This window comes from Citrobacter sp. Cf088, assembly GCF_030334295.1.
GTDB lineage: Bacteria > Pseudomonadota > Gammaproteobacteria > Enterobacterales > Enterobacteriaceae > Citrobacter > Citrobacter freundii.
This window is the reverse complement of sequence record NZ_JAOWEE010000042.1, coordinates 1-13,518: the sequence shown is the minus strand read 5'-3', so window position 1 is coordinate 13,518 and position 13,518 is coordinate 1. Positions and strand designations below refer to the sequence as shown.

The following is a 13,518-nucleotide window of genomic DNA, read 5'->3' as shown; positions in this document are numbered from 1 at the left end:
AATAAACCTGGACATAAAAAAACCCGCCGAAGCGGGTTTTTTATTTTGGTCGGCAACGATTAATCGTTGTCAGAACCGCCCAGGCCTGCGTTCAGCAGTTCTGCCAGGCTGGCAGACGCATCTTCAGCAGTCACCTGCGGTGCAGCTGGTAGTTCGCCCGCTGCGCGACGGCGCATACGATCCTGGTGGTACGCGTAACCGGTACCTGCCGGGATCAGACGACCCACGATTACGTTCTCTTTCAGACCGCGCAGTTCATCACGTTTACCTGCAACAGCGGCTTCGGTCAGGACACGCGTGGTTTCCTGGAACGATGCTGCAGAGATGAAGGACTCGGTTGCCAGAGACGCTTTGGTGATACCCAGCAGATCGCGGGAGAACGTTGCACCCACTTTGCCGTTCGCTTCCAGCTCGCGGTTAGCGATCTTGACGCGGGAGTATTCAACCTGCTCGCCTTCCAGGAAGTCGGAGCTACCAGCGCTTTCGATGGTGGCTTTACGCAGCATCTGACGAACGATAACTTCGATGTGTTTATCGTTAATCTTAACACCCTGCAGACGGTATACGTCCTGAACTTCGTTAACAATGTAACGAGTTACAGCATGCACACCACGCAGACGCAGGATGTCGTGCGGCGCTTCCGGACCGTCGGAAACAACGTCACCACGTTCTACACGTTCACCTTCGAACACGTTGAGCTGACGCCATTTCGGAATCATCTCTTCGTACGGTTCGCTACCGTCTACCGGGGTGATAACCAGACGACGTTTACCTTTGGTTTCTTTACCGAAGGAAATGATGCCGCTGATTTCAGCCAGGATTGCCGGCTCTTTCGGACGACGTGCTTCGAACAGGTCAGCAACGCGCGGCAGACCACCGGTGATATCCTTGGTACCGCCGGATTCCTGCGGAACACGCGCCAGGGTGTCACCAGAACTGATCTGTACGCCATCTTCCAGCTGAACAATCGCTTTACCCGGCAGGAAGTACTGAGCAGGCATATCGGTGCCTGGGATCAGAACGTCGTTGCCCTGAGCATCAACAATTTTCAGTGCCGGACGCAGGTCTTTACCACCCGCAGTACGCTCTGCAGAATCCAGAACCACCAGAGAAGACAGACCGGTCAGCTCGTCGGTCTGACGAGTAATGGTCTGGCCGTCGATCATGTCAGTGAAGCGGACAAAACCACTCACTTCGGTGATAACCGGCATGGTGTGCGGATCCCAGTTTGCTACGGTTTCGCCGCCAGCAACCTGTTCGCCATCACCTTTCGCCATAACGGAGCCGTAAGGCACTTTATAGCTTTCTTTGGTACGGCCGAATTCGTCGATCAGTTTCAGTTCGGTGTTACGTGAGGTGATAACCAGTTTACCGCTGGAGTTCACAACCGACTTCGCGTTGCTCAGACGGATGCTACCTTTGTTTTTCACCTGGATGCTGGATTCAGCAGCCGCACGAGATGCCGCACCACCGATGTGGAACGTACGCATCGTCAGCTGTGTACCCGGTTCACCGATGGACTGTGCCGCGATAACGCCGATTGCTTCACCTTTGTTGATGATGTGGCCACGCGCCAGGTCACGACCGTAGCAGTGCGCACATACACCAAAGTCGGTGTCACAAGATACAACAGAACGGACTTTAACGGAGTCAACGGAGTTCTCTTCCAGCAGATCACACCACTGTTCGTGCAGCAGCGTGTTGCGTGGAACCAGAATATCCGCCGTACCCGGCTTCAGAACGTCTTCAGCAGTTACACGACCCAGAACGCGATCGCGCAGCGGCTCTTTAACATCACCACCCTCGATAACCGGGGTCATGGTGATGCCTTCCAGAGTGCCGCAATCGTCTTCAGTAACAACCAGGTCCTGCGCAACGTCGACCAGACGACGAGTCAGATAACCGGAGTTCGCTGTTTTCAGTGCGGTATCCGCCAGACCTTTACGCGCACCGTGAGTAGAGATGAAGTACTGGAGTACGTTCAGACCTTCACGGAAGTTCGCGGTGATTGGCGTTTCGATGATGGAGCCATCTGGCTTCGCCATCAGACCACGCATACCGGCCAGCTGACGAATCTGTGCTGCAGAACCACGCGCACCGGAGTCGGCCATCATGTAGATGCTGTTGAAGGAAACCTGCTGCTCTTCTACGCCGTCACGGTTAATAACGGTTTCGGTTTGCAGGTTATCCATCATCGCTTTGGATACACGATCGTTCGCCGCAGCCCAGATATCGATAACTTTGTTATAGCGTTCGCCCGCGGTTACCAGACCGGACTGGAACTGCTCCTGGATCTCAGCAACTTCAGCTTCCGCTTCAGAGATGATCTCGTGTTTCTTCTCTGGGATGACCATGTCATCAATACCAACAGATGCACCTGAACGCGCTGCATAAGCAAAGCCGGTGTACATTGTCTGGTCAGCGAAGATAACGGTCGGCTTCAGGCCCAGAATGCGGTAACAGGTGTTCAGCATTTTGGAGATAGCTTTCTTGCCCAGCGCCTGGTTGACGATGGAGAAAGGCAGACCTTTCGGTACGATCATCCACAGAATGGCGCGACCAACGGTCGTGTCTTTCAGACTGGTGTGCGCAACGAATTCGCCGTTTTCATCTTTTTCGTATTCAGTGATACGCACTTTAACGCGCGCATGCAGAGAGGCCAGACCTGCGCGATAGATACGCTCAGCTTCTTTCGGGCCAGTCAGCACCATGCCTTCGCCTTTGGCGTTAACACAGTCACGGGTCATGTAGTACAGACCCAATACAACGTCCTGAGACGGAACGATGATAGGTTCGCCGTTCGCCGGAGACAGGATGTTGTTGGTAGACATCATCAGCGCACGCGCTTCGAGCTGGGCTTCCAGCGTCAGCGGTACGTGAACAGCCATCTGGTCACCATCGAAGTCGGCGTTATATGCCGCACAAACCAGTGGGTGAAGCTGGATAGCTTTACCTTCGATCAGTACCGGTTCAAATGCCTGGATACCCAGACGGTGCAGTGTTGGTGCACGGTTCAGCAGTACCGGGTGTTCGCGGATAACTTCGTCCAGGATATCCCAAACGACAGCTTCTTCACGCTCAACCATTTTCTTAGCGGCTTTGATGGTGGTGGCCAGGCCACGCAGTTCCAGCTTGCCGTAGATGAACGGTTTGAACAGTTCCAGTGCCATTTTCTTCGGCAGGCCGCACTGATGCAGACGCAGGTATGGACCTACGGTGATAACAGAACGACCGGAGTAGTCAACGCGCTTACCGAGCAAGTTCTGACGGAAACGACCCTGCTTACCTTTGATCATGTCGGCCAAAGATTTCAGAGGACGTTTGTTAGAACCGGTGATCGCACGACCGCGACGACCGTTATCCAGCAGGGCATCAACCGCTTCCTGCAGCATACGTTTTTCGTTGCGTACGATGATGTCCGGCGCAGCCAGATCCAGCAGACGCTTCAGACGGTTGTTACGGTTGATAACGCGACGATACAGATCGTTCAGATCCGACGTTGCGAAACGACCACCATCCAGCGGAACCAGCGGACGCAGATCTGGCGGCAGAACCGGCAGAACGGTCAGGATCATCCACTCTGGCTTGTTGCCAGACTGTACGAAGGCTTCCAGCAGTTTGATACGCTTGGTCAGCTTCTTACGCTTGGTTTCGGAGTTGGTTTCGTTCAGCTCTTCGCGCAGAGTTTCACACTCTTGCTCCAGATCCATGCTCTTCAGCAGGGCCTGGATTGCTTCCGCACCCATCTTCGCGTCAAATTCGTCACCGAACTCTTCCAGCGCGTCCAGATACTGCTCTTCAGTCAGGATCTGTTGACGTTCCAGGTTAGTCATACCGCCTTCGATAACCACATAAGATTCGAAGTACAGTACGCGTTCGATATCGCGCAGCGGCATATCAAGCAGCAGACCGATACGGGACGGCAGAGATTTCAGGAACCAGATGTGAGCAGTCGGAGACGCCAGCTCGATGTGGCCCATACGCTCACGGCGTACTTTAGTCTGGGTCACTTCAACGCCGCACTTCTCACAGATCACACCACGGTGTTTCAGGCGCTTGTACTTACCGCACAGGCACTCGTAGTCTTTTACCGGCCCAAAGATACGGGCGCAGAAAAGGCCGTCACGTTCAGGTTTGAACGTACGGTAGTTGATGGTTTCCGGCTTCTTAACTTCACCGAAAGACCATGAACGGATCATGTCTGGCGAGGCCAGAGCAATTTTGATCGCATCAAACTCTTCGGTTTTAGTCTGCGCTTTCAGAAACTTTAATAAATCTTTCACGGATTTGCTCCCGTCGGAGTTAGCACAATCTGGCGCTGGCTGTTACGCCAGCACCAGTGACCTGTTTGATCGAGAGTTACTCGTCTTCCAGCTCGATGTTGATACCCAGCGAACGAATCTCTTTCAACAGTACGTTGAAGGATTCCGGCATGCCTGGTTCCATCTGATGGTTGCCGTCCACGATGTTTTTATACATCTTAGTACGACCGTTCACGTCATCAGACTTAACGGTGAGCATTTCCTGCAGGGTGTATGCTGCGCCATATGCTTCCAGCGCCCACACTTCCATCTCCCCGAAGCGCTGACCACCGAACTGCGCCTTACCACCCAGCGGCTGCTGAGTAACCAGGCTGTAAGAACCGGTAGAACGCGCATGCATCTTGTCATCAACCAGGTGGTTCAGTTTCAGCATGTACATGTAGCCAACGGTAACCTGGCGCTCGAACTGCTCACCGGTACGACCGTCGAACAGTGTGATCTGACCGGAAGTCGGCAGGCCACCCAGCTGTAACAGTTCCTTGATTTCAGACTCTTTCGCACCGTCGAATACCGGCGTTGCGATCGGCATACCTTTTTTCAGGTTTTCAGCCAGACGCAGAACTTCTTCATCACTGAAGGTATTCAGGTCAACTTTCTGACGAACATCTGAACCCAGATCGTAAGCACGCTGGATGAATTCGCGCAGTTTCGCGACTTCCTGTTGCTGTTTCAGCATGGCGTTGATCTTATCGCCGATACCTTTTGCAGCCATACCCAGGTGGGTTTCAAGGATCTGACCGATGTTCATACGCGATGGTACGCCCAGCGGGTTCAGTACGATATCTACCGGCGTACCGTTAGCATCGTGTGGCATATCTTCGATCGGGTTGATCTTAGAGATTACACCCTTGTTACCGTGACGACCTGCCATCTTATCACCAGGCTGGATCCGACGTTTAACCGCCAGATAAACCTTAACAATCTTCAGCACGCCCGGTGCCAGATCATCGCCCTGAGTGATTTTACGGCGCTTCGCTTCGAGTTTTTTCTCGAATTCGTGTTTCAGTTCGTCGTACTGCTCAGCCAGTTGTTCCAGCTGATTCTGTTTTTCTTCGTCGGTCAGGCCGAGTTCTAACCAGCGGTCACGCGGCAGTTTGTCGAGCTTCTCAGCTTCAACACCACCAGAAACCAGCACAGCGTAGATACGGCTGAACAGGCCAGCTTCGAGGATCTGCAGTTCTTCAGACAGGTCTTTTTTCGCCTGCTTCAGCTGCATCTCTTCGATTTCCAGCGCACGTTTGTCTTTTTCTACGCCATCGCGAGTAAAGACCTGAACGTCGATAATCGTACCGGAAACACCGTTTGGCACGCGCAGAGAAGAGTCTTTAACGTCAGACGCTTTCTCACCGAAGATCGCACGCAGCAGCTTCTCTTCTGGCGTCAGTTGGGTTTCACCTTTCGGCGTTACCTTACCAACCAGAATGTCACCACCGGTCACTTCCGCACCGATATAAACGATACCGGATTCATCCAGTTTGGAGAGCGCCGCTTCACCCACGTTCGGGATGTCAGCGGTGATCTCTTCTGGCCCCAGCTTGGTGTCACGGGACACACATGCCAGTTCCTGAATATGGATGGTGGTGAAACGGTCTTCCTGGACAACACGCTCGGATACGAGAATGGAGTCTTCGAAGTTGTAACCATTCCATGGCATGAATGCCACGCGCATGTTCTGGCCCAGCGCCAGTTCACCGAGGTCGGTGGACGGACCGTCTGCCAGAACATCACCACGTTCAACCGGCTCGCCCAGAGATACGCAAGGCATCTGGTTGATACAGGTGTTCTGGTTAGAACGGGTGTATTTGGTCAGGTTATAAATGTCGATACCTGCTTCGCCCGGGTACATCTCGTCTTCGTTAACTTTGATAACGATACGGGAAGCATCCACGTACTGAACAGTACCGCCACGTTTAGCAACTGCAGTAACACCGGAGTCAACGGCAACAGCACGTTCCATACCGGTACCAACCAGCGGCTTATCAGCGCGCAGAGTCGGAACCGCCTGACGTTGCATGTTCGCACCCATCAATGCACGGTTGGCGTCATCGTGTTCCAGGAACGGGATCAGGGACGCACCGACGGATACCACCTGCTGGGTGGATACGTCCATGTAGTCAACCTGATCACGGCTGAACAAGCTGGATTCGCCTTTGCTACGGCAGGTAACCAGATCTTCTACAAAGTGGCCTTCGTCATCCAGGTTGGAGTTCGCCTGAGCGATAACGTAGTTGCCTTCTTCGATAGCAGACAGGTAATGAATTTCGTCAGTTACAACACCGTCGGTCACTTTACGGTACGGAGTCTCGAGGAAGCCGTATTCGTTAGTCTGTGCATACACGGACAGGGAGTTGATCAGACCGATGTTCGGACCTTCAGGCGTTTCGATTGGACATACGCGACCGTAGTGAGTCGGGTGTACGTCTCGAACTTCGAAGCCTGCGCGTTCACGGGTCAGACCGCCTGGGCCGAGTGCAGAGATACGACGTTTGTGCGTAATCTCAGACAGCGGGTTGTTCTGGTCCATAAACTGAGACAGCTGGCTGGAACCAAAGAACTCTTTCACTGCTGCAGAAATCGGCTTGGCGTTGATCATATCCTGAGGCATCAGGGTATCCAGATCGCCCAGAGACAGACGCTCTTTCACCGCACGCTCAACACGTACCAGGCCAACGCGGAACTGGTTTTCCGCCATTTCGCCTACGGAACGGATACGACGGTTGCCGAGGTGGTCGATATCATCGACTTCGCCTTTACCGTTACGGATATCGATGAGCTTCTTCATCACTTCGATGATGTCGTCTTTGCTCAGGATACCGGAACCTTCGATTTCGTCGCGCAGCAGAGAACGGTTGAACTTCATACGACCGACCGCAGACAGGTCATAGCGGTCTTCGGAGAAGAACAGGTTCTCGAACAGGCTTTCAGCAGCTTCACGAGTCGGCGGCTCACCAGGGCGCATCATGCGGTAGATTTCTACCAGCGCGCTCAGACGATCGTTGGTTGGGTCGACGCGTACAGTTTCAGAAATGTACGGACCGTGGTCCAGATCGTTAGTGAACAGCGTTTCGATACGCTTGTGACCAGACTGGCTCAGCTTAGCCAGCAGATCCAGGCTCAGCTCCATGTTAGCTGCGCAGATCAGCTCGCCAGTAGATTCGTCAACGTAGTCTTTAGCCGCAACTTTACCAGCAATGTATTCAACCGGAACTTCGATATGTTTGATATCGTCTTTTTCCAGTTGGCGAATGTGGCGCGCAGTGATGCGACGGCCTTTTTCGACGTAGACTTTGCCGTTAGCTTCAATGTCAAAGGAGGCGGTTTCACCACGCAGGCGTTCCGGCACCAGTTCCATCTGCAGCTTGTTGTCGCGAATTTCGAAAACAACTTTTTCAAAGAACAGGTCAAGGATCTGCTCAGTGGTGTAGTTCAGTGCACGCAGAATAATGGTCGCAGGCAGTTTACGGCGACGGTCAATACGTACGAACAGGTTGTCCTTCGGATCGAATTCGAAGTCCAGCCAGGAACCACGGTAAGGGATGATGCGCGCGTTATACAGCACTTTACCCGAAGAGTGGGTTTTACCTTTGTCGGAGTCAAAGAAGACGCCAGGACTACGGTGCAGCTGAGAAACGATAACACGCTCAGTACCATTGATTACAAAGGTACCGTTGTCAGTCATGAGCGGAATTTCGCCCATGTAGACTTCTTGTTCTTTAATGTCTTTTACGGTGCCTTCCGGCGCTTCGCGCTCGTAGATCACCAGACGCAGTTTTACGCGCAGCGGTGCGGAATAGGTCACGCCACGGATCTGACATTCCTGAACGTCAAACACCGGTTCGCCAAGGCGGTAGCTGACGTATTGCAGCTCGGAATTACCGCTGTAGCTCTGAATCGGGAAAACGGAACGGAAAGCTGCTTCCAGACCATACTGCCCTTCAGGATCTTGCTCGATGAACTTCTGAAACGAGTCAAGCTGGATAGAAAGGAGATAAGGTATGTCCAACACTTGTGGACGTTTACCAAAATCCTTACGAATACGTTTTTTCTCGGTATAGGAGTAAACCATTAGGGTTCCTCAGCTCGCTGACAAGTCGACCCATCTGTCCGACGAAGGGACAGTTTGTGCAACACTATTTTGTTGACCGGAAAATCGAATACTTTCCGCAATGCCTGTTGCTATCACGCTTAAACCATTTCATTGCGATTTACACAGAACTGATGCTCTGTCGCAGTATATTAAGACGTCGATAGAAACAAGCATTGAAAGGCACAGCAGTAGTCAAACAGTGTGAAATGCTACTGGCGCCTTACAGCGCAAAAAGGCTGGTGACTAAAAAGTCACCAGCCATCAGCCTAATTTCTTAGGCTGCAACCAGAAAAGTTGGCTTATTTAACTTCAACTTCAGCGCCAGCTTCTTCCAGAGATTTTTTCAGTGCTTCTGCGTCGTCTTTGCTGATGCCTTCTTTCAGGGCAGCCGGAGCAGATTCTACCAGGTCTTTAGCTTCTTTCAGACCCAGGCCAGTTGCGCCACGTACTGCTTTGATAACAGCAACTTTGTTAGCGCCAGCAGCTTTCAGAATTACGTCGAATTCAGTTTTTTCTTCAGCAGCTTCAGCCGGGCCAGCAGCTACAGCTACAGCAGCAGCAGCGGAAACACCGAATTTTTCTTCCATTGCAGAGATCAGTTCTACAACGTCCATTACGGACATAGCGGATACTGCTTCAATGATTTGATCTTTAGTGATAGACATTTAAATTGTTCCTGAAAATCAGAATAAGTTTATACGTAAGCAGATGCTTGAGAAAGATAACTGCGATTAAGCAGCTTCTTTCGCATCGCGTACAGCAGCCAGAGTACGAACCAGTTTGCCAGCCGAAGCTTCTTTCATGGTTGCCATCAGGCGTGCAATTGCTTCTTCGTAGGTCGGCAGAGTTGCCAGGCGATCGATTTGCGATGCCGGGATCAATTCACCTTCAAAGGCTGCGGCTTTGACCTCAAATTTTGCATTCGCTTTCGCGAACTCTTTGAACAGACGAGCAGCAGCGCCCGGGTGTTCCATAGAGTATGCAATCAGGGTCGGACCAACAAACGTGTCTTTCAGGCACTCGAACTGAGTACCTTCAACGACGCGGCGCAGCAGGGTGTTACGAACAACACGCATGTATACGCCAGCTTCACGACCTGCTTTACGCAGTTCAGTCATTTTATCTACAGTTACGCCACGGGAATCCGCAACTACTGCAGACAGCGCGCCTTTGGCTACTTCGCTGACTTCAGCAACAATCGCTTGTTTGTCTTGAAGATTTAAAGCCATTAGCTTTGCTCCTGGATGTTTGCCGGAACTCATGTTCCGGAACTCACTTCACTCTCCCCAACGGAGAGAGCGTCTAAATACGGTGAGCAGAAACAAGCCAGAGTATCAGAAATAATCTTAGCGTTCTGTCACCGTCTACGCAGGGCATTAAGTTTCTTACGAAACACCTGCGGTCTTCGACGGAGGCCTGGATAGGCCAGGCTCCAACGAACAAATCTTGTCTATCTGTCGCTATTCAATCTGTGCCGGCGTTGACTGCCTTCGTTCACACCAGTCACATAGTTAACTATGCTCCTGGCGATTCACTCAGTTGTCGCCTTGCCACAGCCTGAATATCTCGGATATACGTCTGCAATTAGCAGAAACGTGGGGGTAAGATTGTAGACAAAATCACCGCCCACGTAAAGGCGAATATTAGTTCGCCACAGTCGCAGTCAGACCGGACTGATCAACGGCAACACCAGCACCCATGGTGGTGGAGATGCTAACTTTCTTGATGTACACGCCTTTAGCCTGAGTCGGTTTCGCTTTTTTCAGCGCAACCAGCAGAGATTCCAGGTTTTCTTTCAGTTTGTCAGCGTCAAAATCCACTTTACCGATGGTGGTATGGATGATGCCGTTTTTGTCGTTACGGTAACGAACCTGACCTGCTTTAGCGTTCTTAACCGCTTCAGCAACGTTAGGGGTTACAGTACCAACTTTCGGGTTTGGCATCAGGCCGCGCGGGCCCAGAACCTGGCCCAGCTGGCCAACAACGCGCATTGCATCCGGGGAAGCAATAACAACGTCAAAGTTCATTTCGCCTTTCTTGATCTGGTCAGCCAGATCTTCCATACCTACCAGCTCAGCGCCTGCAGCTTTAGCAGCTTCAGCGTTTGCGCCCTGGGCAAATACGGCTACGCGAACGGAACGGCCAGTACCGTGCGGCAGTACAGTTGCACCACGTACGTTCTGGTCAGATTTACGAGCATCGATGCCGAGGTTAACGGCAACGTCTACGCTTTCTACGAATTTAGCAGTGGCCAGCTCTTTCAGCAGAGCAATAGCTTCGTTGATGTCGTACTGTTTAGTTGCATCAACTTTGTCACGGATCACGCGCATACGCTTGGTCAGTTTAGCCATTTCTTAGTCCTCCACTACCAGGCCCATGGAACGTGCAGTACCTTCAATGGAGCGAGTCATCGCTTCAATGTCGGCACCAGTCATGTCGGCAGCTTTGGTCTGCGCGATTTCCTGCAGCTGAGCGCGGGAAATTTTACCCACTTTGTCTTTGTTCGGCTTACCGGAACCAGACTTGATACCAGCCGCTTTCTTCAGCAGAACTGCTGCCGGAGGCGTTTTGGTAACGAAAGTGAAAGAACGGTCAGCGTAAACGGTGATAACAACCGGGATCGGCAGACCTTTTTCCATGGAATCAGTTTTTGCGTTGAACGCTTTGCAGAATTCCATGATGTTCACGCCTTGTTGACCCAGTGCTGGACCTACCGGCGGACTCGGGTTAGCCATACCAGCTGCAACTTGCAGCTTGACGTAGGCCTGGACTTTCTTAGCCATTCTAAATTCCTCTAGTTGGGTTATAGCGCCTCAAGGAGGCTCCCCGTGATTAAATTCGTTTTACGGACAGGGTCCATAAAAACAAAAGGCGCGAAATTGTATTCCAATCTCGCGCCTTGTGCAACGATTAAATCGCCGCTTTTTTGATCGCTGTTTAGGCTTTTTCTACCTGGGCAAAGTCCAGTTCTACCGGGGTCGCACGACCAAAGATAGAAACAGAGACTTTCAGGCGGGACTTCTCGTAGTCCACTTCTTCAACCACGCCGTTAAAGTCAGCAAACGGACCGTCACTAACGCGAACCATTTCACCTGGCTCAAACATCGTTTTCGGACGCGGTTTATCACCAACCTGCTGCAGACGGTTCATGATCGCATCAACTTCTTTGTCGCTGATCGGCGCCGGACGGTCAGATGTACCACCGATAAAGCCCATCACACGCGGCACGCTACGCACCAGGTGCCAGCTTGCGTCATTCATCACCATCTGGACCAGTACATAGCCCGGGAAGAATTTACGTTCGCTCTTGCGACGCTGGCCACCACGGATTTCGACCACTTCTTCGGTCGGCACCATGACTTCGCCAAACAGCTCTTCCATATTTTGTAACTTGATATATTCGCGCAGCGACGTGGCTACGCGGCCTTCAAAACCGGAAAACGCCTGAACGACGTACCAGCGCTTTTTAGGGGCTTCAGACATCTTAGAACCTCAGGCCAGTGATAAAGGATACCAGGCGAACCAGAATACCATCCAGTCCCCACAGGATCAGTGACATTACTGCGGTAACCGCAGCCACAATTAATGTGGTGTGCAATGTTTCCTGGCGAGTTGGCCAAATGACCTTACGGACTTCGGTTCTCGCTTCACGGGCAAAAGCAACGGTCGCTTTACCTTTTGTTGTCAACAGCGCGACACCACCCGCTGCGGCAATCAGAATCACTACGGCCAGCGCACGCAGCGGCAGCATCATGTCACGATAGAGGTAGTTGCCAACGATAGCTACAAGCAGCAATACAGCGACAACAACCCACTTCATCGCTTCCAGGCCGCGCCCGCTTCCTTGAGCTTCGGTATTCGCACTCATAAACCAACCTGTCAGAAGTATTCTACAAACATTTTCACCCCGCGTAAGCGAGGCGATCCAAACCGAAATGCTCTGGTGCGTTTCGGACTAAACGCCCTCTTCAGAGCCTGTCTCAGCAATGATTATGACAAAAAAAATCACTGATGAGCCAGGTTCTGGTGTGAAAGCGTGCAAAAAGGGCATCAAATGATGCCCTTTTATTGCGCATTGCGTCAAATGTTATTCGGCAATTAGCTCATTACTTTGGCAACAACGCCCGCACCAACAGTACGGCCGCCTTCACGGATTGCGAAACGCAGACCGTCGTCCATCGCGATCGGGTGGATCAGGGTAACAACCATTTTGATGTTGTCGCCCGGCATTACCATCTCTACGCCTTCCGGCAGTTCGATGGTACCAGTCACGTCAGTAGTACGGAAGTAGAACTGCGGACGGTAGCCTTTGAAGAACGGAGTATGACGGCCGCCTTCGTCTTTGGACAGAATGTACACTTCAGATTCGAACTTGGTGTGCGGCTTGATAGAGCCCGGCTTAGCCAGTACCTGACCACGTTCGATTTCTTCACGTTTGATACCACGCAGCAGAACACCAACGTTCTCACCAGCACGGCCTTCGTCCAGCAGTTTGCGGAACATTTCAACGCCAGTACAGGTAGACTTAGCAGTCTCTTTGATACCAACGATTTCAACTTCTTCACCAACTTTGATGATACCGCGCTCTACACGACCGGTAACAACGGTACCACGACCGGAGATGGAGAATACGTCTTCGATAGGCAGCAGGAACGGCTTGTCAATCGCACGCTCTGGTTCTGGAATGTAAGAATCCAGGAAGCCAGCCAGTTCGATGATTTTCGCTTCCCACTCTGCTTCGCCTTCCAGCGCTTTCAGAGCAGAACCACGAACGATCGGAGTGTCGTCGCCCGGGAAATCGTACTGAGACAGAAGTTCACGAACTTCCATTTCTACCAGTTCCAGCAGCTCTTCGTCATCAACCATGTCGCATTTGTTCAGGAACACGATGATGTACGGAACGCCTACCTGACGACCCAGCAGGATGTGCTCACGAGTCTGCGGCATCGGGCCGTCAGTCGCAGCAACAACCAGGATCGCGCCGTCCATCTGCGCAGCACCGGTGATCATGTTTTTAACATAGTCGGCGTGGCCCGGGCAGTCTACGTGTGCGTAGTGGCGAGTCGGGGTGTCATATTCAACGTGAGAAGTGTTGATGGTGATACCACG

9 protein-coding genes are annotated in these 13,518 nt (G+C 52.1%); all 9 read right to left on the bottom strand.

What is annotated here, in order from left to right; translation table 11 throughout:
• Positions 1-59: 59 nt before the first annotated feature.
• The gene (rpoC, locus tag OGV71_RS07695) at positions 60-4,283 is read right to left on the bottom strand and encodes a DNA-directed RNA polymerase subunit beta' (RefSeq protein ID WP_003033107.1); all 4,224 of its coding nucleotides are present in this window, start codon (positions 4,281-4,283) and stop codon (positions 60-62) included.
• 76 nt (positions 4,284-4,359) lie between these two features.
• The gene (gene rpoB, locus OGV71_RS07690; RefSeq protein ID WP_003033111.1) at positions 4,360-8,388 is read right to left on the bottom strand and encodes a DNA-directed RNA polymerase subunit beta; all 4,029 of its coding nucleotides are present in this window, start codon (positions 8,386-8,388) and stop codon (positions 4,360-4,362) included.
• A gap of 320 nt (positions 8,389-8,708) precedes the next feature.
• Positions 8,709-9,074, bottom strand: coding sequence for a 50S ribosomal protein L7/L12 (gene rplL / locus OGV71_RS07685; RefSeq protein WP_003033114.1), 366 nt, complete (start codon positions 9,072-9,074; stop codon positions 8,709-8,711).
• Between the two features lie 66 nt (positions 9,075-9,140).
• Positions 9,141-9,638: a 50S ribosomal protein L10 gene (rplJ, locus tag OGV71_RS07680; RefSeq protein ID WP_001207203.1), complete on the bottom strand. Its 498-nt coding sequence runs from the start codon at positions 9,636-9,638 to the stop codon at positions 9,141-9,143.
• 414 nt (positions 9,639-10,052) lie between these two features.
• Positions 10,053-10,760: a 50S ribosomal protein L1 gene (gene rplA, locus OGV71_RS07675; RefSeq protein ID WP_003033119.1), complete on the bottom strand. Its 708-nt coding sequence runs from the start codon at positions 10,758-10,760 to the stop codon at positions 10,053-10,055.
• A gap of 3 nt (positions 10,761-10,763) precedes the next feature.
• The gene (rplK, locus tag OGV71_RS07670) at positions 10,764-11,192 is read right to left on the bottom strand and encodes a 50S ribosomal protein L11 (protein WP_006688357.1); all 429 of its coding nucleotides are present in this window, start codon (positions 11,190-11,192) and stop codon (positions 10,764-10,766) included.
• Between the two features lie 154 nt (positions 11,193-11,346).
• Positions 11,347-11,892: a transcription termination/antitermination protein NusG gene (gene nusG, locus OGV71_RS07665; protein ID WP_003033125.1), complete on the bottom strand. Its 546-nt coding sequence runs from the start codon at positions 11,890-11,892 to the stop codon at positions 11,347-11,349.
• 1 nt (position 11,893) lies between these two features.
• Positions 11,894-12,277 (bottom strand): preprotein translocase subunit SecE, encoded by a 384-nt coding sequence (secE, locus tag OGV71_RS07660; protein ID WP_003033128.1) that lies wholly within the window; start codon positions 12,275-12,277, stop codon positions 11,894-11,896.
• A gap of 230 nt (positions 12,278-12,507) precedes the next feature.
• On the bottom strand, positions 12,508-13,518 hold a 1,011-nt coding region (gene tuf / locus OGV71_RS07655; RefSeq protein ID WP_127674166.1), incomplete at its 5' end, for an elongation factor Tu.